This window comes from Leifsonia sp. PS1209 (assembly GCF_012317045.1).
Lineage (GTDB): Bacteria > Actinomycetota > Actinomycetes > Actinomycetales > Microbacteriaceae > Leifsonia.
In genome coordinates this window covers 2,702,787-2,728,450 of sequence record NZ_CP051154.1, presented here as the reverse complement: position 1 = coordinate 2,728,450, position 25,664 = coordinate 2,702,787, and the positions used below count along the sequence as shown (strand labels likewise).

The 25,664-nt window shown below is 70.9% G+C and carries 18 protein-coding genes and 1 riboswitch; of the genes, 9 read left to right on the top strand and 9 right to left on the bottom strand.

Annotated elements, in window-relative coordinates; translation table 11 throughout:
• Positions 1-75: 75 nt before the first annotated feature.
• The gene (locus HF024_RS12960) at positions 76-3,354 is read right to left on the bottom strand and encodes a BTAD domain-containing putative transcriptional regulator (RefSeq protein ID WP_168689805.1); all 3,279 of its coding nucleotides are present in this window, start codon (positions 3,352-3,354) and stop codon (positions 76-78) included.
• A gap of 75 nt (positions 3,355-3,429) precedes the next feature.
• Here HF024_RS12960 and HF024_RS12955 point away from each other — a divergent pair, with 75 nt between their 5' ends.
• Positions 3,430-4,014 carry a methyltransferase domain-containing protein gene (locus HF024_RS12955; RefSeq protein WP_085369752.1) on the top strand — a complete coding sequence of 195 codons (585 nt, stop codon included), beginning with the start codon at positions 3,430-3,432 and terminating at the stop codon, positions 4,012-4,014.
• 105 nt (positions 4,015-4,119) lie between these two features.
• On the opposite strand, the gene HF024_RS12950 is transcribed toward HF024_RS12955, so the two are convergent.
• Together HF024_RS12950 and HF024_RS12945 are read right to left on the bottom strand one after the other, a co-directional pair.
• Positions 4,120-4,731, bottom strand: coding sequence for a CoA-binding protein (locus tag HF024_RS12950; RefSeq protein ID WP_168689804.1), 612 nt, complete (start codon positions 4,729-4,731; stop codon positions 4,120-4,122).
• The gene (locus HF024_RS12945) at positions 4,728-6,026 is read right to left on the bottom strand and encodes an O-acetylhomoserine aminocarboxypropyltransferase/cysteine synthase family protein (protein WP_168689803.1); all 1,299 of its coding nucleotides are present in this window, start codon (positions 6,024-6,026) and stop codon (positions 4,728-4,730) included. Before HF024_RS12945 ends, HF024_RS12950 begins: the two co-directional genes overlap by 4 nt.
• Before the next feature lie 81 nt (positions 6,027-6,107).
• A riboswitch (guanidine-III (ykkC-III) riboswitch) is annotated at positions 6,108-6,173 on the top strand.
• Positions 6,174-6,184: 11 nt separating this feature from the next.
• On the opposite strand from HF024_RS12945, the gene HF024_RS12940 reads away from it, so the two are divergent.
• The gene (locus HF024_RS12940; protein ID WP_085369749.1) at positions 6,185-6,505 is read left to right on the top strand and encodes a multidrug efflux SMR transporter; all 321 of its coding nucleotides are present in this window, start codon (positions 6,185-6,187) and stop codon (positions 6,503-6,505) included.
• Between the two features lie 93 nt (positions 6,506-6,598).
• On the opposite strand, the gene HF024_RS12935 is transcribed toward HF024_RS12940, so the two are convergent.
• The 4 genes from HF024_RS12935 to HF024_RS12920 form a co-directional block, all read right to left on the bottom strand.
• Positions 6,599-7,615 (bottom strand): putative sulfate exporter family transporter, encoded by a 1,017-nt coding sequence (locus HF024_RS12935; RefSeq protein WP_168689802.1) that lies wholly within the window; start codon positions 7,613-7,615, stop codon positions 6,599-6,601.
• Positions 7,616-7,640: 25 nt separating this feature from the next.
• Positions 7,641-9,416, bottom strand: a complete 1,776-nt coding sequence (locus tag HF024_RS12930; protein ID WP_168689801.1) for a cell wall-binding repeat-containing protein — start codon at positions 9,414-9,416, stop codon at positions 7,641-7,643.
• Positions 9,417-9,502: 86 nt separating this feature from the next.
• Positions 9,503-11,092 (bottom strand): S53 family peptidase, encoded by a 1,590-nt coding sequence (locus tag HF024_RS12925; RefSeq protein WP_168689800.1) that lies wholly within the window; start codon positions 11,090-11,092, stop codon positions 9,503-9,505.
• 46 nt (positions 11,093-11,138) lie between these two features.
• On the bottom strand, positions 11,139-12,752 hold the full coding sequence (locus HF024_RS12920) for a phospholipid carrier-dependent glycosyltransferase (protein ID WP_247597110.1): 1,614 nt from the start codon (positions 12,750-12,752) through the stop codon (positions 11,139-11,141).
• 44 nt (positions 12,753-12,796) lie between these two features.
• Here HF024_RS12920 and rsmI point away from each other — a divergent pair, with 44 nt between their 5' ends.
• From rsmI to HF024_RS12895, 5 genes are read left to right on the top strand one after another with little or no spacing between them, the layout of a single operon-like run.
• Positions 12,797-13,612 (top strand): 16S rRNA (cytidine(1402)-2'-O)-methyltransferase, encoded by an 816-nt coding sequence (gene rsmI / locus HF024_RS12915; RefSeq protein WP_168689799.1) that lies wholly within the window; start codon positions 12,797-12,799, stop codon positions 13,610-13,612.
• A gap of 54 nt (positions 13,613-13,666) precedes the next feature.
• On the top strand, positions 13,667-15,256 hold the full coding sequence (gene metG, locus HF024_RS12910) for a methionine--tRNA ligase (RefSeq protein WP_168689798.1): 1,590 nt from the start codon (positions 13,667-13,669) through the stop codon (positions 15,254-15,256).
• Positions 15,253-16,182, top strand: a complete 930-nt coding sequence (locus tag HF024_RS12905; protein ID WP_168689797.1) for a TatD family hydrolase — start codon at positions 15,253-15,255, stop codon at positions 16,180-16,182. The genes metG and HF024_RS12905 overlap by 4 nt, the downstream gene beginning before the upstream one ends.
• Positions 16,179-17,027 carry a 16S rRNA (adenine(1518)-N(6)/adenine(1519)-N(6))-dimethyltransferase RsmA gene (gene rsmA / locus HF024_RS12900; protein WP_168689796.1) on the top strand — a complete coding sequence of 283 codons (849 nt, stop codon included), beginning with the start codon at positions 16,179-16,181 and terminating at the stop codon, positions 17,025-17,027. Before HF024_RS12905 ends, rsmA begins: the two co-directional genes overlap by 4 nt.
• A gap of 31 nt (positions 17,028-17,058) precedes the next feature.
• Positions 17,059-17,991, top strand: a complete 933-nt coding sequence (locus HF024_RS12895; protein WP_168689795.1) for a 4-(cytidine 5'-diphospho)-2-C-methyl-D-erythritol kinase — start codon at positions 17,059-17,061, stop codon at positions 17,989-17,991.
• A gap of 78 nt (positions 17,992-18,069) precedes the next feature.
• Here the strand turns inward: HF024_RS12895 and HF024_RS12890 are convergent, their stop codons facing one another.
• Positions 18,070-18,903: an undecaprenyl-diphosphate phosphatase gene (locus tag HF024_RS12890; RefSeq protein ID WP_168689794.1), complete on the bottom strand. Its 834-nt coding sequence runs from the start codon at positions 18,901-18,903 to the stop codon at positions 18,070-18,072.
• Positions 18,904-19,156: 253 nt separating this feature from the next.
• Positions 19,157-22,024: a LuxR family transcriptional regulator gene (locus tag HF024_RS12885; protein WP_168689793.1), complete on the bottom strand. Its 2,868-nt coding sequence runs from the start codon at positions 22,022-22,024 to the stop codon at positions 19,157-19,159.
• A 141-nt stretch (positions 22,025-22,165) separates the two neighbouring features.
• On the opposite strand from HF024_RS12885, the gene HF024_RS12880 reads away from it, so the two are divergent.
• Entirely contained in the window at positions 22,166-23,992 is a 1,827-nt protein-coding gene (locus tag HF024_RS12880; RefSeq protein WP_168689792.1) for an ABC-F family ATP-binding cassette domain-containing protein, read from the top strand.
• Between the two features lie 27 nt (positions 23,993-24,019).
• Positions 24,020-25,663 (top strand): acyl-CoA dehydrogenase family protein, encoded by a 1,644-nt coding sequence (locus HF024_RS12875; protein WP_168689791.1) that lies wholly within the window; start codon positions 24,020-24,022, stop codon positions 25,661-25,663.
• Position 25,664: the final 1 nt, after the last annotated feature.

The window sequence follows — 25,664 nt, the reverse complement described above, 5'->3', positions numbered from 1 at the left end:
CCGTTCCTACGGAGATCCGGGCGGCGCGTCGTGCTTTCTCCGCGCGAGCGGAGCGCGCAGGGGCGCTGTCCGCCCTCAGTAGCGCAGCGACTGCAGCAGCGCGTATCCGGCCGTCGTCGCCTCGTCGCGCGGAATCTCGGCGGCGGCGGCGACCGCCGCGTCCACCCGCTCGGCACCGTGGGCGGCGACGAGCTCGTCGCGCAGCAGGACCCGGTTGAGGCTGGGGAGGTCTTGGCGGGCGTTCATCCGGGTTGCCAGCCCGTACATCCGGAAGCCGGCGTCCAGCCAGGCCGGGTCGGCGGCTCGCTCGTTGGACGGTTCGAGCATCCATCCGGCCAGGCCGAGCAGGCCGCTGCCAACCACGGGCTTGTCCACGTACGACGACTGGAAGCGGCGGCTGACCAGCATCCGTTTGCGCAGTTCCCTGGCCAGCTCGGCGACCCGCTCGGGCCCGACCACGTCCGGGGACCGGTGGCCGACCCGCTGCAGGGCGAGCAGCGCCGCCCCGGCGAGGATCACCAGCCACGGGTTGGTGATCGCGTCCGACCGGCCGAACACGCCGACCGATTCGAGGAAGAGCCGGACGCCTTCCGCGTCGTCGCCCTCCAGGAGCGCGATCTCGGCGAGGCCGGCGTATGCGACGCCGAGATAGTCGACATAGTCGAAGCCCGTGTCGTCCTGGTCGCGCAGGTAGCGTTCGAGAAGGTAGCGGCCGCGGTCGAGTTCGCCGAGCGTCACCGAGTTGATCGCCACGATCCAGTCGATCTGACGCACATCGCCCATCGCCTGCAGCTGCCCGAAACCGAACTGGGCGCGGTCGGCCCACAGGATCGCCTCGGCCGGATGCGCCAGCTCGCTGTGCACCTGCGCGAGCGCCTGGGCGGCGGATGCGGTGGTCCAGGTGTCCTCCGCGGCCAGCGCCTTCTCCCAGGCGCGCTGGGCGCTCTCGCTGGCGCCGTCGAGGTCGCCCGCGTTCTCGGCGAACTGGGCGAGCAGCAGCTCGCCCATCGCGGCGAGCCCGGGGTCCTGGGATGCCCTGAGTCGTTCGAGGAGCGCCATCGTCTGAGCGATCCTGCCGCCGAGGGAGACCGCGTCGGCCAGGGCGTTGAGGCGGGCGTCGCGGAGGGCGGCGGTGCCGCGTGCCCGCTTCAGCCGGCTGATCGCACGGAGCGCGGTGCGGTGCTCGGTGAACAGGAACGTCCCGCCGAGGATCGTGTACGCGGCGACGGCGTCGATGCGTTCGTCCTCGCCCTCCGGTTCCCAGCCGGCCAGCGCCTCCATCACCACGGGACTGAACCCGACCACCTCGGTGTGCGCGCTGCGCAGCGACCAGTAGTATGCGAGCGTCGCGAACACGGCGACGATGGTCGGAGCATCCCGGTGTTCGAGCGCGACGCGCAGGATCGCGACGAGGTTGTCCTGTTCCACCGTCACCCGCCGGAACTGCGGAACCTGGTCGCGCCCGCTCATCCTGCCGAGCGCATCCCGGGCGAACGTACGCGCCCACGCGGCCATCCGGTGCTGCACGAGCTCGGTCTCCCCGGCCTCCGCGAGGGCGAGGTCTCCGAACTCGCGCACCGTCTCCAGCTGGTGGTAGCGCACGACGCCGGTCTCGTCCTCGGTGACGGTGACGAGCGACTGGCTGACCAGCGCATCCAGGTCGTCGAGCACGCGGGCGGCGTCCTCGCCGGACACCGCCTCTGCGGCGGTCGAGCTGAAGCCGTCCGGGAACCGCGACAGCCGCCGCAGCAGAGCGCGCTCCGACGAGCCGAGCAGGTTCCAGCTCCAGTCGATGACGGCCAGCAGGGTGCGGTGCCGTTCCGGGGCGGTGCGCTCTCCGCCGGTGAGCAGCGCGAAGCGGTTGCCGAGGCGGCGGGCGATCTCGTCCACCGACATCGACCGGGTGCGTGCGGCCGCGAGCTCGATCGCGAGCGGGAGGCCGTCGAGCCGTTCGCATAGCTCGGCGACGGTGTCGAGCGGCAGGACGACGCCGGGTCTTGCCGCGCGCGCCCGCTCCACGAACAGGTCGACGGCCGGACCGCGCAGGGAGTCGGCCCCTCCGGCATCCCGTGCCGTGCTCGGCAGCGAGTCCAGCGGATAGACGTGCTCGGCGCCGATCGCCAGCGGCGCCCTGCTGGTGGCGAGCACCCGCACGGTCGTCACGGATTCCAGGATGTCCGCGACCCACGCCGCTGCCGCGTCCACCACGTGCTCGCAGTTGTCGATGATCAGCAGCGTCTCCCGCTCGCCGAGCACGCCCAGGATGCGCGAGCGCAGGTCGACGCGCGCGCCGGGGTCACCGGGGCGGGTGGCGTTGGCCTCCCGGATGCCGAGGGTGGAGGCGATGGCGAGCGTCACGTCGTCCCCGGTGCGCACGCTCGCAAGCTCCACGAACACCACCGACGGGATGCGCAGAGCCCGGTGACCGACCTCCTGCGCGAGCCGCGTCTTGCCGAGCCCGCCCGCGCCGAGGATCGTGGTGAGCCGGGAGGTCGCGATCAGGTCTTCGAGCGCATCCAGGTCGTACTCGCGGCCGATCAGCGCGTTGGGTGCCGCGCGCAGGCCGATCCGCAGGCGCGACGGCGCCGGCGGGGCGGGCGGCGCATCGTCCTGGACCAGCAGGGCGGCGTTGTACGCGACCAGCTCGGGGCCGGGGCGGGTGCCCAGCCGGTCGAGCAGCGTCTCCTTCACCTCGGCGAACACGCGGAGAGCGTCGGAGCGTCGGCCGGCGGCGTCGAGGGCGCGCATCCGTTCGAGGTGGAGCTGTTCGTTCAGCGGGGCCGCCTCGGCGAGGCGGCGCAGGTCGTCCAGGGCGGCTTCGGGGTCGCCGAGCAGTCTGGCCGCCCTCGCCCGCAAGAGCAGTAATTCGTCGTGGAGTTCCGCGGCCGTCCTGCCCAGCGCGTCGGCCAGGGGAGTGCCGCCGAGTTCTCCGCCGGGCTCTCCGCGCCAGAGTGCGAGAGCGGCGGCCGTCTCGGCGGCGATGGTCGCCGCATCCCCGTCCCTGTCCGCTTGGCGCGCCCGCTCCAGGTGGCGGCGGGCGAGCCCGAGGTCGGTGGCGGCGTCGTCCACCCCGAGGGCGTACCCGCTCGGCGTGGACTCCAGCAGCCCGTCGGCGGTGACCGTGCGGACGCGGGAGACGAGCGTCTGCAGTGCTGCCCGCTCCTGCCGCGGAGGGGTGTCGTCCCACAGGTCGGAGACGAGCGACGGCACGGACAGCGAACCGCGCGCGAGCACGAGCGCGACGATCAGGCTCTTCCCGAGCACGCCGGAGGGTTCGGCGAGTGCGCCGGACCTGTCCTCGACCAGCACGGGGCCGAGGATCGCGATCCGGGGGGACGACGGCCGAGACTCCACCTGCCGATAGTAGCGAGCGCAGCCGACGGCGAGCCCCACCCGCGCGTAGGCTCAGGGCGAAGGCGAAGGAGGATCATGGCGTTCGACTGGTCTGAGTTCTACACCGCCCAGGGCGGCCGGGGTGTGCGGGGCACGTTCCTCAGCGGCCTCGACGCCTGGCAGGGGGATGCGCCCGGCGACGCCGTCGACCTCGGCTGCGGCGACGGCATCGAGACCGCCTATCTCGCCGAGCGCGGCTGGCGCGTGCTGGCGGTGGATGCGGACCCCGGCGTCGAGGAGCGCGTCACCGCGGCCGTCGGGCCGGAGTCCGCCGACCTCGTCGAGGTGCGCAGCACCGGCTTCGAGACGCTCGGGGCGCTCCCGGCGAGCGATTTCGTGTACGCCGGGTTCGCGCTGCCGTTCTGCGACGCGACGCACTTCCCGTACCTGTGGGCGGACATCCGGGATGCGCTGCGCCCTGGCGCGATCTTCGCCGGCGAGTTCTTCGGCCCGCACGACGAATGGTTCGGCCGCCCCCGGATGAACTTCCACGACCGCGCGGGTGTGGAGGGCATGCTCACCGGCCTCGAAACGCTGCACCTGGCCGAGGAGGACCGCCGCGGCATGTCGTTCGAGGGCCCCAAGCACTGGCACGTCTTCCACGTCGTCGCCCGCGCCTGAGCCCGTCCCGCCCCGCAAAACAATCGAGCCGGGAGTTATGCACGCGACACGCCGTGGCGCGCGTACATAACTCCCGGCTCGATGGCTGGGCGTGGGGCGAAAGGCTCAGCGGAGGGTTTTGCGGGCGGTGATCTGGCCGGTGTCGAAGCCGAGGAGGTGCAGGCCGCCGTGGAAGCGGGCGTGCTCGATCTTGATGCAGCGGTCCATCACGACGGTGAGGCCCTTGGACTCTCCGTACTCCGCAGCCTCCTGGTTCCAGATGCCGAGCTGCACCCAGATGGTGGGGGAGCCGACCGCCAGCACCTCGTCGATCACGGCGGGCAGGTCGCTCGGCTTGCGGAACACATCCACGATGTCCGGCACCTCGGGCAGCGACGCCAGGTCGGGGTATGCCTTCTCGCCCAGGATGGTGTCGGCGTTCGGGTTCACGAAGTAGACCCGGAAGTCGGTCGACTGCTGCAGGTACGTGCCGACGAAGTAGCTGGAGCGCGCGGGGTTGGGCGAGGCGCCGACGATCGCGACCGACTTCGCCGAGCGCAAGATGCGCAGCCGTTCCTTGGCATCTGGACCGACCCAGGTGCGCTGCGACTTGAGCAGCTTCGCCAGCGGGGAGGAGGCGGGGACGGCGCAGCTCAGCCCGTTGGCCAGCTGCACCTGCTCGGTGCCGCCGGATGTGTCCGATGCTCCGGATGCGGAAGCGGTGTCTGCGATCGTCATGCGTTCGTCTCCTTCACGGCGATGGTGAGGGCCTGATCCAGATCGTAGATGATGTCGTCCACGTCTTCGATCCCCACGCTGATGCGCACGACGCCCGGCAGCACGCCCGCATCCAGCAGCTGCTGCTCGGTGAGCTGCGCGTGGGTGGTCGAGGCCGGGTGGATGACGAGGGTCTTGGCGTCGCCGATGTTGGCGAGGTGGCTGGCCAGGTTGACGGACTCGATGAACGTCTGGCCGACGGCGCGACCGCCCTTGACCACGAAGCTGAACACGCTGCCGGCGCCCTTTGGCAGGTACTTCTGCGCCCGGTCGTGGTGGGGATGCGCGGGGAGGCCCGCCCAGAACACCGACTCGATGCGCGGGTCGGCGTCCAGCCATTCGGCCACGGCGCGGGCGTTGTCCACGTGCGCCTGGATGCGGTATGGCAGGGTCTCGACGCCCTGCGCGAGCAGGAAGGCGGAGTGCGGGGCGAGCGACGGCCCGATGTCGCGCAGCTGCTCGGCGCGCAGGCGGGTGAGGAAGGCGTATTCGGCGAAGTTGCCCGACCATTCGAGCCCGCCGTACGAGGGGACGGGCTGGCCGAACAGCGGGAACTTCTCGCTGTGCCAGTCGAAGCGTCCGCTCTCCACGACCACGCCGCCGAGGGTGGTGCCGTGGCCGCCGAGGAACTTGGTGGCCGAGTGGATGACGATGTCGGCACCCCACTCGATCGGCCGGTTGAGGTACGGCGTCGCGATGGTCGAGTCGATGATGAGCGGGATGCCCGCCGCGTGCGCCACCTCGGCGAGGCCTTCGATGTCGGCGATCTCGCCGGACGGGTTCGCGATGGTCTCCGCGAAGATCAGCTTGGTCTTGTCGGTGATCGCCGCGGCGTAGTCCGCCGGGTCGGCGCTCTGGACGAACGTGGTCTCGACCCCGAAGCGGCGCAGGGTGACGTCGAGCTGGGTGATCGAGCCGCCGTAGAGGTTGGCGGACGCCACGATGTGGTCGCCCGCGCCGGCGAGTGAGGCGAAGGTGATGTACTGCGCGCTCAGGCCGCTGGCGGTGGCGACGGCGCCGAGGCCGCCCTCCAGGCTGGCGACGCGCTCCTCGAACGATGCGACGGTCGGGTTGGCCAGGCGCGAGTAGATGTTGCCGTACTTCTGCAGGGCGAAGCGGGCGGCGGCGTCCGCGGTGTCGTCGAAGACGAACGCGCTGGTCTGGTAGATCGGGAGGGCGCGGGCGCCGGTCACCGGATCGGGGATGTTGCCCGCGTGAATCGCACGCGTGCGGAAGCCGTATTCGCGATCTGCCATGCGGCCACGCTACCGGAGCGCGGGAGGCGCATCCCTCCGCCGTCGTAACAGACCGCAACCGGGCCTTGTGGTACAGTTGTGCTAGATCGCGTGATTCGCGATCCCGGACGACGGATCAGTACCCGGTGCGCGACAAGACTGGCCAACGGGAGTGAATCATGTCGTGGATCGTGCTCGTCGTCTCCGGTGTCCTCGAGGCCGTGTGGGCCACAGCGCTCGGGCGCTCGGAGGGCTTCACCAAGCTCTGGCCGTCGGTGATCTTCGGGGTCGCGCTCGTCGCATCCATGGGTGGGCTGGCCTACGCCATGCGCGACATCTCGACCGGCACCGCGTACGCCGTCTGGGTGGGCATCGGCGCAGCGCTCACCGTCGTCTACGCCATGCTCTTCGGCGGAGAGGGCTTCTCCCTCGTCCGCGCGTTGCTCATCGTCGGCCTCGTCGGCTGCATCGTCGGCCTCAAGCTCACCTCCGCCCACTGAGCGAACCCGTCGAGCCGGGACTTATGTACGCCTCGCCCCGGCGTGTCGCGTACACAAGTCCCGGCTCGATGGCTTTGAGCGTCGGGCAGCGGGTCAGGAGAGGTGGACGGCGGCGAGGGCAAGGGCGGCGATGATCGCCCAGGAGAGCAGGCCGACCGCCAACGCTCGCCAGCCCGTGCCGAGGAGGGTGCGCAGGCGCACGGCGGTGCCGAGGCCGAACAGGGCCATCGCGAGCAGCGCGGTCTGCAGGGTGTCCGACGCGGACCGCACCACCTCGGGCAGCGGGATGAACGACGCCACCAGCACCGCCAGGATGAACCCGGCCACGAACAGCGGCACGATCGGCGGGCGCTTGGCCGCCGGGTCGCCCTCGACGTGACGGCGGCGCTCGACGACGGACGCGACCGCGACCATCGGCGCCAGCATCAGCACGCGCGTCAGCTTCACGACGACGGCGACGGCGAGCGAGGCCGGACCGGCGAGCTGCGCGGTGGCGACCACCTGACCCACATCGTGCACGCCGGCGCCCACCCAGTGCCCGAACTGCAGCGAGCTGAGGCCCAGTGGATGCCACAGCACCGGCAGCACGAAGATCGCGAGCGTCCCGCACAGCGTCACCAGCGCGACCGGCGTCGCCGTCTCCTCGTCCTTCGACTTGACGACGCCGCTCATCGCGCCGATCGCCGACGCCCCGCAGATCGAGAACCCGGTCGCGATCAGCAGCGGCTGATGTCCTGGCAGCCGGAACAGCCGCCCCAGCCACATCGTGCCGACGAACGTCACGAGCACGATGGCGACGGTGCTCAGGATGGTCACCCAGCCCAGGTCCGCGATGTCACCGAGGCTGAGCTTCAGCCCGAGCAGTACGACGCCGATCCGCATCAGCCGCTTGGCCGCGACGGACAGTCCGGGGGAGAGCGCACCGGTCACGGCCGGGCGTGCGAACGGCAGCTGTCCGACCACGATCCCGAGCACCACGGCCGCGGTCAGCAGCGGAACGGCGGGGACCAGCCAGTGGATGCCCCACGCGACCAGGGCGGCAAGAGCGGCGGCCGCCACCCCGGGAACCCACCGGGGTGGGGTGCGGGTGGCGGCCGACGGACTCTGCATTCCTCCTATTGTGGCCGAACGGGGCCTAGTGCTTGTCCCGCCCTGCCGTGATGGCGGCGTTCAGCTTCGTCGGGTCGAGCGTGATCGGCGTGACGGGCTTCGACGTCTCCGCCGAGGCGGAGCCGAGACCGGCGCTCGATCCGTACAGCCCGGGTTGGCAGTATGTGATCTGGTGCTCGATGTCGAAGCTCAGAACGCTCGTGCCCCCCACAGCCCAGTACGTCGCGACGCCCTGGAGGGTCGCGTCTCGGAATTCGCCGTACGGGATGCACTCCGGAACGGCGAGGAGCAGCGGCGCCCCGATGGCACCGGCGATCGCGGAGATCGACAGGGCGTCAGGGAATCCGAGCCCGCTCGCGACGAACGCGGTGTCGGCGAGCGGGAAGATCTCGTTGTTGACGGCCTGCGCCGTGCCGAACCTGTCGTTGCCCGCGAGGCGGAGAACGGTGGGGACGCCGAGGTTTTGCAGGTCGCGCTGGATGCCGCTGGACACCGAGTTCACGCCGCCCGCGATGTAGATGCGCAGCGGCGACAACGAGGTGATGAGCGATTTCGTCGCCGCGTCGAGCGAGCCCGACCAGCCGTTGACCAGGAGGAGCGGTCCGCCCTGGTAGCCAGCCGCCGAACCGGCGACGAGGGCGTCGGGGAAGCTGTTGCCTGTCGCGATGAAGACGCTGTTGACGTGCTGGCCGGTGAAAGCGCCGGCAACCGCTCGTGAGGTGGCGAAGCGGTCGTCACCGGAGACCCGCGTGACGGTCGGGGCGAGCTTCTGCAGTTGCGCGAACGCGGACGCTCCGACGGCCGCGAGGCCGCCGACGACCACGATCTTGGGCGGTGCGAGGGTCTTGATCGCGTTGACCACGCTGGCCGGCACGAAGTCCTGGCGCGTCATCAACAGGGGCCCGCCGGCGCGCGCCGCCGCGGCGCTCGCGCCGAGCGCGTCGGGGAAGTTCACGCCGTTCGCGACGTAGACGACGCTCGCCTGACCGGCGGAGTACGCGCCGAGCGCGATCTGCACCGAGGTGTCGAACCGGTCGGCGCCCGCGATGCGGCCGCCGTACCAGGACCAGGCGCCGACCGAGCCGTTGATTCCCGTCACCTGCTGACCGGCGGTGACGGTGATCGGGGTCGAACTTCCGAGAGAATCGGCGTTGTCGTAGTAGCTCGTCGAGAAGTTGGGCTGGTCGGCGTTGGCGTCGGCGAACCGCACCCTGTATTCGCCGGGGGCCAGTCCGCCGATGGAGTACACACCGCCGAGGCCGAGAGTGGTCGGTGCCTCGTTGAAGCCCTCCAGCAGCATCGTCGTCGGGTTGACCCGGTATGCGCGGATTCCGCCCGCGACCGTCGCCCCGGTGACCGTTCCGCTGATGGAACCGGCGACCGGCTGGGTGGCGGTGAGTCCGGAGACGTTCGCCGTAGTGACCGTGACCACCGTCGCGGAGTCCTCGAAGGTGCTGCCGATCCACGTTCCGGCGTTCGCGCCGTCATCGCTCGGGCGGAACTGGACGCGGTAGCGGCCCGGCGCGACGCCGGGAACGCTCCAGGTGCCGTTCACGGCATTCCCGGACAGCGGCTGCCGGGGAGTGCTACCCGTGAGTGGCTGAAGGAGCACGTACGAGGTCTTGTTCGTCGTCGTGCCACCGCCCGCGACGTCGTAGTTCACGGTTCCGCTGACGGTGTATGTGGAGGCGGCCGTCGCAGCGGTCGGGGCGAGGGTGAGCCCGGCGACGGCGACCGTCGCGGCTACTGCTCCGATGAGCAGGTTTCTGAGGGAGCGCGCGGGGCGCCGAGTGTGGGTCACGGGCTGAGCGTACCGGTCAGCCGGTCCACATCACTATGCCCTTATCGGGGTATATGCCTTTCCGTGTCCCAACGCGTCCGAACGCGTCACAGCGCCGCGAGCAGCGCCGTCCCGTCCGGCACGCCCAGGCCGGTGCAGGCGTCCCAGCCCGCCGTCGCCGTGAACGCTCCGTTGTCGCCGGTCGTGATGTCGCGGAAGCCCGGGGCCACCTGCCCTTTCTTCACCGAGTCGTAGAGGGCGGGCTGGGCGAGCCCGAGGGGTTTCCCCGTCGACTGCACCAGCCGGGCCACCAGAGCGGCCCAGAGCGGGGCGACCGCGCTCGTGCCTCCGATCACCAGTTCTTTCCCGTCCACCAGCACCCGGTATCCGGTCTGCGGGTCGGCCACCGCAGACACGTCCGGCACGCCGCGGCCGCTCGGTCCGTTCGCGCTGCCTCCCGCATCCACGCCTCCGGCTCCGACCGGGACGCCCACGTTCTTCTGCCACGAAGGCTGGGCGAAGGCGGCGCTGACGCCCCCTCCCGTCGCTCCGCCGCCCGAGCCGTTGTTCCACACCGTCTCCGACTGCACGACCCCGGTGGAGGCGTCGGCGCTCAGCCGGGTGCCTCCGCAGGCGAGGGCGTGCGGCGACGACGCGGGGAAGTCGACGTGCGCCTTCCCGTCTCCGGCCCTGTCGCTGCTGCCGTCGTCTCCCGCGGCCGCCGTCACGGTGACGCCGAGGGCAGCGGCGTCGACGAGCGCCTGGTCGAACGCCGTGCGCGCCTGCGCCGTCCAGGCGTCCTCCGACTGGCCCCAGCTGATGCTGATCGCCGCGGGGGTCGGGTCGGCGTGTGCCGCGGTCGTCACCGCATCCACGAATCCGGCGTCGGTGTTGGGTGCGAAGTACACGACGATGTCGGAGCCCGGGGCGAGGGCGCCTGCCACCTCGATGTCGAGCATGACCTCGCCGTCCGCACCGTTCGGGTCGGAGCCCGGCTGGTTGGAGCCGCCGTCGACGCCGACGGCGGTCACGGTCGGCCCGGTGATGCCGAGGCCGGAGAAGTAGCTGTCGAGGTCCTTCTGCTCGTAGCCTCCGCCGAGTTCGATGATCGCGATGGTCTGCCCGCTGCCGTCCGTTTCTGCGGGGAAACGGTAGATCGCGCCCAGTTCGAGCGGCGTGTAGCTCGTGCTCACCGCCCGGGGACGCGCGACCCGGAACAGGGCCCGCGCCTGCGGGCGGTCGTCGAGGCCGAGCACGGCGGTGACCACGCCGTCGAGGGCGGCCGGGATGCTCAGCCCGCCCGTGCGGCTGCGGTGCGTGAACTCGCGGTCCGCCGCATCCCGTGCCGTCGCCTGGTCGAGGTCGGTGCCGAAGACGCGGCCGAGCTGGGCGGCCGTCCCGGACACGCGCACTCTGCGCTCGGCGGCGCTCGCGTCGAGGACGGTGAGGCCGAGCTGGGTCATGGTCGACGTGACGAGGTCCAGGTCGGCTGTGGATGCGCCGTACGTCTCGGCGAAGTCCGCCCTGCTGACCGGTGTGGTCAGGGCGTCGTCCGGCAGGTCGGCCTGCCGCCGGAGCACGAGGGTCGCCTCGACCGTGCTGGCCGGGTCGATGGCGGCGTGGGAGGTGACGCCGGGCGTCTCCGGCCGTTCGCTGCCGGGGAGGGGGACGAGGTCGATCGGCTGGTTCGCATCCATACCCCACGGTCTACCACCGGCCACCGACGGGCGACAGACCTGCCGGTCAGACCCAGCTGGGCAGCCACATGTGGATCTGCCAGTACCAGAACGGCACCTGCTGGGCCGTCCAGAGCGGCCAGAAGAAGATGCTCACCGCCGTCGCGACCAGCAGGAACAGCCCGACCCAGATGATCCCGCGCGTGCGACGCGGGGAGGGGTCGCTGCGTTTGCCGAGCACGATCCCGATCACCGCCGTCAGCCCGAGGATCAGGTACGGCTCGAACGCGATGGCGTAGAACTCGAAGATCGTGCGGTTGATGTAGAGCAGCCACGGCAGATAGCCGGCGGCGAGCCCGGTGAGGATCAGCCCGACCTGCCACTCCCTGTACCGGATGACGCGGTAGACCAGGTAGAACACCGCCGCGGCCGCCGCCCACCAGATGAGCGGGTTGCCGAGCGAGGTGATCGCCGACGAGCAGGCGTTGGCCGTGCATCCGTTCTCGCCGAGATTGGAGCCGACGTAGTACATGCTGGTCGGCCGGATCATGAGCAGCCAGGTCAGCGGGTTGGCCTGGTACGGGTGCGAGACGTGCAGGTTGATGCTGTAGTTGTACATCTCGGTCTGGTAGTGCCAGAGGTTCTGCAGCCAGAGCGGCACCCAGGAGAGCCCGCCGCTCCACTGCATGTGCGTCGACTCCGCCCAGTGCCGGTAGTAGCCGCCCTTCGTGACGATCCAGCCGGTCCAGGTGGCGACGTAGCTGACGAACGCGATCGGCACCATCAGCACGAACGTCGCCGGAGCCTGCTTCAGGATCGCCCCGCTGATGTAGAAGGGGAGCCCGACCCTGCGGCGCGCGACGATGTCGACGACCACCGTGTACACGGCGAAGAACGCCAGGAAGTAGAACCCGCTCCACTTCACGCCGGCGCAGAGCCCGCAGAGCAGGCCGGCGGCGAGCAGCCAGGGCCGCCACCACAGCACGGGACCCCAGGCCGGGTCGCGGCCGGCCGCCCACGCTGCGTGCACCCGCTCGGCGAGCCGGGTGGCGTGCCATTGCCTGTCCAGCAGGATGCACCAGAAGGCCAGGAGCGCCAGGAACATCACCGAGTTGTCGAGCAGCGCCACCCTGCTCATCACGATCGCGTGACCGTCGATGGCCAGCAGGAACCCGGCGATCGTCGCCAGCAGCGTCGACGTGAACAGCTTCCGCGCGATCAGGAACACGACGAGAACGGCCAGGATGCCGACCACGGCCGTCGAGATGCGCCAGCCGAACGCGTCGCCGGCGCCGAACGCAGCAAGCCCGGCCGCGATCATCCACTTGCCGAGCGGTGGATGCGCCACGAACGACGGATCGGACGTGAAGATGTTCGTGTTGCCGCCCGCGAACTGGGCGTCCGCCTTGTCCGGCCAGCTGCCCTCGTAGCCGAGGTGCATCAGCGAGTACGCGTCCTTCACGTAGAAGGTCTCGTCGAACACCAGTGCGTGCGGGTACCCCAGGTTCCAGAGCCGCAGGATCGCGGCGAGCAGCGTGACGGCGACGGGGGCGCCCCAGTACCAGAGCTTCATCCGCAGCGGGGTGCGGAGCATCCTGCCCCACCAGTCGTCGAGCCTGCTGCCCGTCGGCTCCGCCGGAGGAGGCGCGATCGGGAGGCCGATGGCGGGTGTCGAGGTCACCAGATCATGCTAGAGGGTGCGTCTCCGGGTGACAGACTCGATGCATGATCATCCTCGCGGCCACCCCCATCGGCAATCTCAAGGACGCCTCGCTCCGGCTGATTGAAGTGCTCGGCGCCGCCACCGTCGTCGCCGCGGAGGACACCAGGGTGACGCAGCGGCTGCTCGCCGGCCTGGGCATCGAGAACCGCCCGCGTCTGATCGCCCTGCACGACCACAACGAGCGGGACAAGGCGGCCGAGCTGGTCGAGCTGGCGAAGGACCAGGATGTGGTTGTTCTGTCCGACGCCGGGATGCCGACCGTGTCCGACCCGGGCTTCCACCTCGTCGAGGCCGCGGCGGCCGCCGGGGTCGGCGTCACCGCCATCCCCGGCCCGAGCGCCGTGGTGACGGCGCTCGCCGTGTCCGGCCTGCCCACCGACCGGTTCACCTTCGAGGGCTTCCTGCCGCGCAAGCAGGGCGAACGCCTGAGCACCTTCCGCGCGCTGGCCTCCGAGCCGCGCACGATGGTGTTCTTCGAGTCGCCGAACCGGCTCGCCGCCTCCATCGCCGACCTCGCGACGGTGCTCGGCGACGACCGGCGCGTCGTGGTCTGCCGCGAACTCACCAAGCTGTTCGAGGAGGTCAAGCGGGGCACCGCGGCCGAGCTCGCGGCCTGGGCGGCGGAGGGCGTGCGCGGCGAGATCGCGATCGTGGTCGCCGGAGCGGAGGCGCGCACGGTCGACCTGGAGACCGGCGTAACACAGGTGCTCGCGCTGGTCGCGGGCGGCGTGCGGCTCAAAGACGCGGCGGGCGAGGTCGCGGAGGCGACGGGCCTCGGCAAGCGCGACCTCTACCAGGCCGCACTCGACCGGAAGTGACCCCCGACGGTAATACGCCAGGATGCGCCCCGGCGCGCCCGTAGGATAGTCACCATGTCCGACGGCTCTTCGTTCTACATCACCACGCCGATCTTCTACGTGAATGATGTCCCGCACATCGGGCACGCATACACGGAGGTCGCCGCCGACGTTCTCGCGCGCTGGCACAGGCAGGCCGGTGACGACACCTGGCTGCTGACCGGCACGGACGAGCACGGGCAGAAGATCCTGCGCACAGCCACCGCGAACGGCACCACCCCGCAGGAGTGGGCGGACCGTCTCGTCACCAACGAGTGGCTTCCGCTGCTGAAGACCATCGACATCGCCAACGACGACTTCATCCGCACCACGGACGAGCGCCACGAGAAGAACGTGCAGAAGTTCCTGCAGAAGCTCTACGACGACGGCTTCATCTACGCGGGCGAGTACGAGGCGCTCTACTGCGTCGGCTGCGAGGAGTTCAAGCCGCAGAGCGAGATCGTGGACGGCACGGGCGAGTACGAGGGCCAGAAGGTGTGCGCCATCCACTCGAAGCCGCTCGAACTGCTGCAGGAGAAGAACTACTTCTTCCGGATGAGCCAGTTCGCCGACCAGCTCCTCGCGCTCTACGAGGAGCGCCCGGAGTTCGTGCAGCCGGAGTCCGCCCGCAACGAGGTCGTCTCGTTCGTGCGCCAGGGCCTCAGCGACCTGTCCATCTCCCGGTCGAGCTTCGACTGGGGCATCAAGGTGCCGTGGGACGAGTCGCACGTCGTCTACGTGTGGTTCGACGCGCTGCTCAACTACGCCACCGCCGTCGGCTACGGCCAGGACGAGCAGAATTTCGCCAGGCGCTGGCCGGCCACCCACATCGTCGGCAAAGACATCCTGCGCTTCCACGCGGTGATCTGGCCGGCCATGCTGATGGCGGCAGGGGTGGATGTGCCGCACCAGGTCTACGGTCACGGCTGGCTCCTCGTCGGCGGCGAGAAGATGTCCAAGTCCAAGCTGACCGGCATCGCGCCCACCCAGATCACCGACACGTTCGGGTCCGACGCGTTCCGCTACTACTTCATGCGCGCCATCAGCTTCGGCCAGGACGGCTCGTTCAGCTGGGAAGACCTGTCCGCCCGCTACCAGGCGGAGCTCGCCAACGGGTTCGGCAACCTCGCATCCAGGGTCGTCGCGATGGTCACCAGATACTTCGAGGGCGTCGTGCCGCAGGCCGGGCGCTACGAGGACGCGGACTTCGCCGTGCGCCAGACCGTCGCCGACGCGGCGACGGCGGCCGACGCCGCTATCGAGAAGCTGGCCATCCACGACGCCATCACCGCCATCTGGACCATCGTCGACGAGTTGAACGGCTACATCACGGCCCAGGAGCCGTGGTCGCTCGCGAAGGACGAGGCACAGCGCGAACGTCTCGCCACCGTGCTCTACACCGCGGCGGAGGGGCTGCGCGCGCTCGCCGTGCTGCTGTCTCCCGTCATCCCGAAGGCCACCCTCAAGCTGTGGGTGGCGCTCGGAGCGGAGGACGAGCTCGGCGACCTCGACGACCAGCCGCTGCGCAGCGCGGGGGAGTGGGGCCAGCTTCCCGCCGGCACCACCGTCAACGGACTCGAGGCGCTGTTCCCCCGGATCGACGCGGACGCGGTGCCCGGCGCATGACCGACCCGGCGTTCATCCGGCAGCGTCACGTCACAGACGGGCGTGACCTGGAGTACCCGCCGCTTCCGGAGGCGCTGGTCGTCCCCGTCTACGACAACCACACGCACCTGGAGATCTCCGACGGCGACGAGCCGATGGACTACCGGGAGCAGCTGGACCGTGCATCCAGTGTCGGCGTGCGCGGTGTCGTGCAGGTCGGAAACGACGTGGAGACCTCGCGCTGGTCGGCCGACATGGCCGCCATCGAGCCCCGGATGCTCGCCGCGGTCGCCCTGCACCCCAACGACGCCCCCGACTACGCGGAGCGCGGCGAACTCGACGACGCGCTCGCGGTGATCGCCGAGCTGGCCACGCGACCGCGCGTTCGTGCCATCGGCGAGACGGGGCTCGACTTCTTCCGCACCGAGGCCGGCCCGCGGCGGGATGCGCAGTTCCGCTCGTTCGAGGCGCACATCGAGATCGCCAAGCAGAACGACCTCGCCATGCAGATCCACGACCGGGATGCGCACGCCGACGTGATCGCGACCCTCAAGCGCGTGGGCGCTCCGGAGCGCACCGTCTTCCACTGCTTCTCCGGCGACGCCGAGCTCGCGCAGATCTGCGCGGACAACGGCTGGTACATGTCGTTCGCCGGCAACGTCACGTTCAAGAACGCGGAGAACCTGCGCGAGGCGCTGCGCGCGGCCCCTCGCTCGCTGATCATGGTCGAGACGGACGCGCCGTTCCTCACGCCGACGCCGTTCCGCGGCCGGCCGAACGCGCCGTACCTCATCCCGCACACGCTGCGCGCGATGGCCGAGACCATCGGCACGGACGCCTCCACCCTGGCCGCGCAGATCTGCTCCAACACCGAGCTGGTCTACGGACGCTGGGACGCCGAGCCCGTCGCATCGCCGCCGACCACCCCGATCGGGATCATCGCGTGACCGCGCTGCGACTCCTCGGCCCCGCCGAGATCCGCGACCTGGCCGACCTGCTCGACGTCACCCCCACCAAGAAGCTCGGCCAGAACTTCGTCATCGACGGCAACACCGTGCGCAGGATCGTGCGCGTCGCCAAGGTGCAGCCGGGCGACGTGGTGGTCGAGGTCGGCCCCGGGCTCGGCTCGCTGACCCTCGGGCTGCTCGAAGCCGACGCGACCGTGGTCGCCGTCGAGATCGACGGACGGCTCGCCGAGCAGCTGCCGGTCACGGTGCGCACGATGGCGGAGGAGGCGGCGGACAGGCTCACCGTCGTGCACAAGGACGCGCTGCACGTCACTGAGCTGCCGCTCTCGCCGACGCGGCTGGTCGCCAACCTCCCGTACAACGTCTCCGTTCCGGTGCTGCTGCACTTCCTCGAACACTTCCCGGGCATCCGGAGCGGGGTGGTGATGGTGCAGGCGGAGGTCGGTTTCCGGGTCGCCGCCGAGCCGGGCTCGAAGGTCTACGGCGCCCCGAGCGTCAAGGCGGCCTGGTATGGCAGCTGGCGCACGGCGGGCACGGTGAGCCGCCAGGTGTTCTGGCCGGTCCCGAACGTCGACTCTGTGCTCGTCGCGTTCGAACGCCACGACGACGAGCCGGGCGACGAGACGCTGCGGCTGCGCACCTTCGAACTGGTGGATGCGGCGTTCCAGCAGCGCAGGAAGATGCTGCGGCAGGCGCTCGCGCCCGTCTACGGCGACGCGGCCACCGCATCCACGGCCCTGGAGGCGGCCGGGATCGCGCCGACGCTGCGGGGCGAGCAGCTCGGCATCGCCGACTTCGTCCGGCTCGCAACGGCTCGGGTCTAGCGCCCGGCTCATCCGCCTGTAGGTTGGGACTATGACCACTCCGGCCATTGACGCAGTTCACGTGCGAGCCCCCGGCAAGATCAACGTGTTCATGCGCGTCGGGGCGGTGATGGACGACGGATACCACGACGTCGCGACGGCCTACCAGGCGGTCTCCCTCTACGAGGATGTGCGCGCGTATCCGGCGGACGACTTCTCGGTGACGTTCGGCGGCTCGATCGACACCAGCGACCTGCCGACCGACGGAACCAATCTCGCTGTCAAGGCGGCCAGGATGCTCGCCAGGAAGACCGGATACACCGGCGGCGTCCGCCTCGAGATCGACAAGCACGTTCCGATCGCGGGCGGGATGGGCGGAGGCTCCGCGGACGCGGCGGCCACCCTCGTCGCCTGCGACGCGCTCTGGGGCACGGAGGCGAGCAAAGAGGACCTGCACGCCATCGCCGCCCGGCTCGGCGCCGACGTGCCGTTCGCCCTGGTCGGCGGGACGGCCATCGGAACCGGCAGGGGGGACAGGCTGAGCCCGGCGCTCGCCACCGGCCAGTTCCACTGGGTGCTCGCGCTGCCGGACAGCCAGCTGAGCACGCCGGCGGTCTACAGCGAGCTCGACCGGCACCGCGAACGTCACTCCCGCGACATCGCGCCGGCGCAGTTCACCCCGACGGTCGACACGGCCGTGCTGCAGGCCCTGCGGGCGGGAGACCCGGCCATGCTCGCCGAGTCGCTGACGAACGATCTGCAGGCCCCGGCCATCCACCTGGCGCCGGAGATCGGCGCCGTCATCGAGCTGGGGGAGATGAACGGCGCGCTCGCCGGCATCGTCTCCGGTTCCGGCCCGACGGTCGCCTTCCTGACGGCCGACCTCGACAGCGCGCTCGACCTGCAGATCGCGCTGAGCGCCGCCCGGCTGACCGCGGTGCGGGCGACCGGCCCGGTGCACGGGGCACGCATCCTCAACGACTAGGCCGCTGCGAGATGCCAGTAACTGTCGCGAAACGCCCGGGATGCGCCACAGGTACTGGCATCTCGTCGTTCGGCGGGGTCAGGTGGCGGTGATGACTCCGGTGAGGAGGAGGATGGCGACGACCACCGCGAGGCCGATGCGGTACCAGATGAAGACCGTGATCGGGTGCTTGGTGACCAGCCGGAGCAGCCAGGCGATGCTCACGTAGGCCACGACGAGGCTCACGATCGTGGCCACGATGGTGGGCAGCCAGCCGACGCTGGAGCTGATCGCGCTCGCCTGCGTGATGCCCTCGTATCCACCCGCCGCGACGAGCGCCGGGATGGCGAGGAAGAACGACAGCCGGGTCGCCGCCACGCGGTCGAGGCCGCGGAACAGGCCGGCGCTGATCGTCGCGCCCGAGCGGGAGACGCCCGGGATGAGGGCGATCACCTGGAAGACGCCGATGGCGACCGCGTCGAGCACGGTGGTCGACTCCTCGTGCCGGTCCTGTTTCCCGACGCGCTCCGCCGCCCACATGACGATGCTCCACAGGATGAGGGCGGCGACCACCACCCACAGGTTGCGCAGGCCGCCCGAGATGAGGTCTTTGGCCACCAGGCCGACGATCGCGATCGGGATGGAGCCGATGATCACGTACCAGCCCATCCGGTAGTCGTGGCCGCGCGCATCCCGGTTGAACAGGCCGCGCGCCCAGGCGACGACGATGCGGACGATGTCTTTCCAGAAGTAGATGATCGCCGCGAGGATGGCGCCGACCTGGATGATCGCGGTGAACGCTGTCACACCCTGGTCGTCGATCTGCAGTCCGAGGAGTTTCTCGACGATTGTCAGGTGGCCGGTGCTCGACACGGGAAGGAATTCCGTGATGCCTTCGACGATGCCGAGGATCAGGGCTTGCAGCAGGTTCATCCGACCGCCTCTCGATTCATTGTGCGCTCCCCAGCATGTCGGGACGGCGGCAAGAAGTCTCTGAGAATCGCGAAGGGGGAGGTTTTTCTACCCTGGTTTTCTACCCAGGGATGCCCAGCGCGCAGACGCAAGTCGGGTGTTGAGACGATTCGTTGAGCATCGTATCCAAGCGTCCCAGCGGGCGGGCATCCCGGGGTGTGATCCCAAAATACCGAGGCCGTCAGGTGGGCTCATAACCGTGGGAGGAAAACCGTCAAGTATTGACGGGGCGGTGCCTGGCACGGGTCGCGCGCACGCTGCGGGAGGCGATGCTGAGCTTCCGCAGATCACGCCGCGACGACAGTTCCAGCTTCGCCAGGATGTTCCGCACATGGAAGTTGACGGTGGTCACCGACACGTACAGCCGCTCCGCGATCTCCTTGTTGGTCATGCCGGCCGCGAGCGCGTACGCGACCTGCCGTTCCCTCGTGGTGAGCGGCGCGAACGGGTCCGTCTGCGCGTCGTCCGCCCCTCTGCCGCTCGCGCTCAGTTCCTCCAGCAGCCGGGCGCAGCGGGACAGATACCCGGATGCGCCGACCCGGCGGAACGTGTCGGCCGCCTGTTCGAGCAGCGCCGTCGCGCGCGGCCGGTCCGTGCCGAGCTCGGCCAGCAGCCGCCCGGCGTCGGCCGCCGCGACAGCCTGCGGGAACGGGAACCGCGCAGCAGACGCATCGTCGAGCGACGCGAGGTACGCGTCCAGCGCTTCATGCCGCGCCCCCTCGGCTTCGAGCACGCGGCCTTCCAGCCAGCCGAGCGAGCCGTAGTACGGTCGCCACATCCCGGGCGCCTGGCAGAGGGCGAACGCGGCGCGCGCGTCCGCCGCCCGGCCGAGTGCCGCCAGCGCATCCACCCGGTAGGTCAGCCAGCCGAGAGTGGATGCGCGGGTCGCCACCGCCTCCGCCTCCTCCGTCGCGGCGAGCTGGGTCGCGCGGTCGCCGAGGGCGCGGGCGAGTTCGGCGCGCGCGATGAACGGGAGGTCGCTGTCGTACGACCCGGCGATGCTGAGCTTCGCCTGGGCGGCGGAGCGGAGGCGCTCCTCCACGGCCGCCGCCTCTCCGCGCCCCGCGCGGACCAGCGTCGACGCCCAGAGGGCGATCGGCCAGCCGGACAGGTCCGTCTCGTCGAGGGCGAGCGCGACGGAGGCGTCCGCGAGGGTGACCGACTCGTCCCACTCGCCGAGGAGGAACAGGACGTGGGCGTAGATCGTGCGTCCGAACCCGGCCGTCCAGCTCGACGGGAACCGGCGCAGCAGCTCGTTGGCCTGCGCCAGGTCGTCGCGGGCGCGGTCGATGTCGCCGCTGAGGACGAACACGCGGGCGCGGGAGATGAACGCGTCGACGACGGACGGGGAGACGGTGGACGGCGTCGACGCGGCAGCGAGGAGGTCGTCGAGTTCCGCGACGAGCTCACCGACCACGGCGGGCCGCACGTGTCCGGCGGCGGTGAGCGCCCAGCCGAGCAGCCGCAGCAGGTAGTCGCGGGGCTGGGCGAGCCAGCGCAGGGCGGGGTCAGCGATCTCGTCCGGGTCGGACGGCGCTTCGGCGATGAGGCGACGGCCGGTGTCGAGGTGGTCGAAGACGCCGGGGAAGTCGCGCGTCGCCATCAGGACCTTCGGCAGCGCCTCTGCGACGTGCGCGCGGATCGCCCGCTCGTCCGCCGTGGTCGCCGGGCTCGCTTCGAGCGTGAGGGCGATGCCGAGCGCACCCGGGATGTCGCCGGTGAGCGTGCGCAGTTCGAGCACGACGAGATCGCGCGCCTGCGAAGCGGGCAGCGCCTCGATGGCGGGCGCCAGGTCGAAGATGCGCTCGTGCATCCTGGTGCGCAGCGCGAGCAGCCCGATCTCCAGCAGGGCGCGGTCGTGCTCCGCCCCCGGAGCCGCGAGGTGCACGGCCGAGCGGGCGTAGCTCATCGCCTGATCCGCCTGGTTGCGGTCGGCCGCCACCCTGCTCGCTTCGAGCAGTTCGGCCACGAGGGTCGGGTCTGCGACGTCGGCCGCCTCCACGCGGTGGCGGAGGGCGCGGTGTCCGGTCAGGACCTCGGCAGCGATCCGGTGGATGGCTACCCTGCGCTCCAGGGTCAGGTCGCCACTGAGGGCATCGGCGAGGATGGCGTGCGCCGGCTCCACCCACACGACGCCGTCCCGCTCGGACGAGAGCACGAGGCCGCGGGAGACGGCGCCCGCCGCATCCACCCGGCTGCCGAGCCGGGCGGCGATGGTGCCGAAGACGGGCAGCGGAAGCGGATCGCGGAGCACGGCGATGATCTCGGCCGCCTCGCGCACGGACGGGTCTGCCCCTTCGAGCGCAGAGCCGACCGCCGTGGAGAGCGGGGTGATCGCGGCGGCGGGAAGGTCCCAGCCCGCCGGGTGCAGGGCCGCGGCGAAGGTGTCCCGCAGCTGCCCGAGCAGCACGCTGAGCAGCAGAGGAGATCCCTGCGTCGCCTCGGTGAGTCTGGTTGCCGTGCGCCGGGAGACCGCGTGACCCAGGATGTGCTGGGCCAGGTCCTGGGTGTCGGCGACGGAGAACGGGGCGAGCTCCACTCTGGCGTGGTTGACCGTCGACGCGGCGACGTCCTCGAACAGCGAGACCACGCTGCCCGGGAGCGGCCTGGTCGCCGCGGTGAACAGGAAGCCCTGATCGGACAGCCGCCGCACCACGAACCGCAGAGCCCTGGCCGACGCCTCGTCGACCCACTGCGCGTCGTCGACGATCAGGCAGACCGGCTTGCCGACCCCGTCGACGGCGTCGAGCAGCAGGCGCCCCACCGTGAGAGGGTCGTCCGACGGCTCCGGCGGCCGGATGCGCGTCCCGCTGACCGCGTTGAGCCCGCGCACGAGGGTCTCCACCGTCGCGTAGCTGAGGTCGGATTCGAACGAGTCGGCGTGCACCCGCAGCACGGTCCAGCCGTCGAGGCGTTCCGCCACGTCGGCGAGCAGCGCGGTCTTGCCGAGCCCCGCCTCTCCGGTGACCAGCAGGGCGCCGCCCTTGCCGAGTGCACGATGGGCGACGAGCAGCATCGTCTCGCGTTCCCTGTCGCGGCCGAACAGCGGCTTCGCATCCGGGTTCGAGGCCTCGTCGGTCACGTTGGTTCCCCATCCCGACCGGCCGTACGCCGTGCGGGTATTCGGGAGACGGACCGGTCTCAGCGATCTTCGCACACCATCGGGCGGCCCGGATTCCCCCGTCCTGGGGGCGAACGACCGGCCGGTAGGCTGGAAACCCTCATGGCACACCTCCTCGGCGCTGAGTCGCTGCACCTCGAATACCCGACGCGCGTGATCTTCGACAGCGTCACGATCGGCATCAACGAGGGCGACCGCATCGGCATCGTCGGCCGCAACGGCGACGGCAAGTCCACGCTGCTTTCGTTGCTCGCCGGGCGCATCGAACCGGACTCCGGACGCGTCACCCGCCGCCGCGACGTCAGCGTCGGGATGCTCGACCAGGGCGATGAGCTCGACCCGGCCCTCACGGTCGGCCAGGCCATCGTCGGCGACCAGGAGGAACACCTCTGGGCCGGGGATGCGCGCGTCAGGGACGTGCTGGCCGGGCTCGTGTCCGACATCCGCTGGGAGGCGACGGTCGGCGAGCTCTCCGGTGGCCAGCGCCGCCGCGTCGCGCTCGCCGCGCTGCTGGTGCACGACCACGACATCCTGTTCCTGGACGAGCCGACCAACCACCTGGACATCGAGGGCGTCGCCTGGCTGGCCGCGCACCTGAAGACCCGCTGGCCCGCCACAGCGGGCGGCCTTGTGGTGGTGACCCACGACCGGTGGTTCCTCGACGAGGTCTCCACGGCAACGTGGGAGGTGCACGACCGCCTGATCGAGCCGTTCGAGGGCGGATACGCCGCGTACATCCTGCAGCGCGTCGAGCGCGACAGGATGGCGGCGGTGGTCGAGGGCAAGCGCCAGAACCTGATGCGCAAGGAACTCGCCTGGCTGCGCCGCGGAGCCCCCGCCCGCACCTCCAAGCCCAAGTTCCGGATGGATGCCGCCGCCGAGCTGATCGCGGACGAGCCGCCCGTGCGCAACCCCGTCGAGCTCAGCCAGATGGCCACGGCCCGGCTCGGCAAAGACGTCGTCGACCTGCTCGACACCACCGTGATCTACCCGCCGAAGACCGTGCTGCGCGACATCGAGTGGCGCATCGCGCCGGGGGAGCGCACCGGCATCCTCGGCGTGAACGGCGCGGGCAAGTCCACGCTGCTCGGCCTCATCGCGGGCACCGTCGAGCCGACCTCCGGCCGTGTCAAGCGCGGCAAGACCGTGCAGATCGCCACCCTCACCCAGCAGCTGTCCGAGCTGGACGACGTGATGGACGAGCGGGTCAGCGCCGTCATCGCCGGCAAGCGCACCACCTACCTCGCGGGCGGCAAGGAGATGACGCCCGGTCAGCTCCTCGAACGCCTCGGCTTCACCAACGCCCAGCTGTCCACGCCGGTCAAGGACCTCTCCGGCGGCCAGAAGCGGCGCCTGCAGCTGCTGCTCATCCTGCTCGACGAGCCGAACGTGCTCATCCTCGACGAGCCGACAAACGACCTCGACACCGACATGCTCGCCGCGATGGAGGACCTGCTCGACTCCTGGCCGGGCACCCTCATCGTCGTCTCGCACGACCGCTACCTCATCGAGCGCGTCACCGACCAGCAGTACGCGGTGATGGATGCGTCCCTCCGGCACCTGCCGGGAGGAGTGGACGAGTACCTGCGACTGCGGAAGGGCCAGCTGGCGAGCGGGGGACCGGCGGCGACCGCGGCGGCCGTGCCCGCATCCGGAGCGGCGGCATCCCGCGCATCCGGAGCATCCGCGGCCGCCCCCGCGCTCACCGGCGCCGCCCTGCGCGCGGCCGAGAAGGAGGTCACCTCCATCGACCGCCGCCTGGGCAAGCTGGCAGACCAGGTGGCGGCGACGCACGAACGCCTCGCCCAGCACGACCAGAGCGACTACGAGGGCATCGGCGTCATCTCCGCCGAGCTGCGCGCCCTGGACGACGAGATCGCCACCCTGGAGACCCGCTGGCTGGAACTCTCCGAGCAGCTCGAAGGCTGACGCATCCTGCGCGGCTAGGCTCGCCGCATGGCAACGCACGCCGTCACCAACCAGCCGCCGCCTCGCGTCGACCTGGACGAGTTCGCCGCGAACGTCCCCCTCGCCGAGGCGGTCGAATGCCACGACGCCGGATGGGCGACCTCCGACCTGGCCGCCGTCGGCCGGCTTGTCGGCAGCGCACGGTTCCAGCACGACGCCGAACGCGCGAACGTGCACGAACCGGAGCTGCGCGCTTTCGACCGCTGGGGCACCAGGATCGACGAGGTCGAGTACGACCCGTCGTACCACCGCATCCTCGGCGAGGCCGTCGCCGCCGGCGCCCACACGTCGGCCTGGGCGGAGCCACGGCCGGGCGCGAACGTCGCCCGTGCCGCCACGTTCATGCTGTTCGCGCAGATCGAGCCAGGACACGCCTGCCCGGTGTCGATGACCCACGCGGCCGTCCCTGCGCTCGCGGCCTCCGACACGCTGAGCGCAGCCTGGCTGCCTCGCCTGCTCAGCCGCTCGTACGGCCCCGACCTCTCGGCAGGCAAACGCTCGGCGCTATTCGGGATGGCCATGACCGAGAAGCAGGGCGGCTCGGATGTGCGGGCGAACACCACCACGGCCGTCCCGGACGGCGACGGCCACCATGTGCTCACCGGGCACAAGTGGTTCTGCTCGGCCCCGATGTCCGACGCGTTCCTGGTGCTCGCGCAGACGCCGTCCGGCCACAGCGAATCGCGTCTGAGCTGCTTTCTCGTGCCCAGGATGCTCGACGACGGCACCCGCAACGTCTTCGCCATCCAGCGGCTCAAGGACAAGCTCGGCAACCGCTCCAACGCCTCCAGCGAGGTCGAGTTCGACGGCACGGTCGGGCACCTGCTCGGCGAGGAGGGCAGAGGAGTGCGCACCATCCTGGAGATGGTGAACCGCACCAGGCTGGACTGCATCCTGGGCAGCGCGGCCGGGATGCGGCAGGCGGTCGCCGAAGCGGCCTGGCACGCCAGGCACCGATCGGCGTTCGGCGCGCACCTCATCGACCAGCCGGCGATGACCGCCGTGATCGCGGACCTCGCTCTCGAGTCGGAGGCGGCGACGGCGGTCGCCCTGCGGCTGGCGCGCGCTCACGACGCCGACGCGTCGGACGCCGACCGCGCCTTCCGCCGCCTGGCGACTGCCGTGACCAAGTACTGGGTCTGCAAGCGCGGGCCGGGGCATGCGTACGAGGCACTGGAGTGTCTCGGCGGCAACGGGTACACCGAGGCGTTCCCGCTCGCGCGCCGCTACCGCGAGCAGCCGGTGATGGCGATCTGGGAGGGCTCTGGCAACGTGATCGCCCTGGATGTGCTGCGCGCACTGCAGCGCGAGCCGGACTCCCTCGACGCGTTCGACGCCGAGCTCGCCGCGGCGCGTGGCGTGCATCCCGGATTCGACGCCCACCACGATGCGGTGCGCGCGACCGTCGCCGGCCTCGCGGGCACCGACCCCCGGGATGCGCAGGCCGCCGTCCGGCCGCTCGTCGCGTCCCTGGCGCTGGCCCTGCAGGCGTCGCTGCTGCTGCGTCACGCGCCGGACGGGATCGGCGCCGCCTTCATCGACGCGCGCCTCGGCGACGGCCGCGGAGCGCTCTACGGCGAACTGCCGTCAGCGGCCCGGTCGGCCATCCCCGCGCTCATCGCGCGCGCCTGAC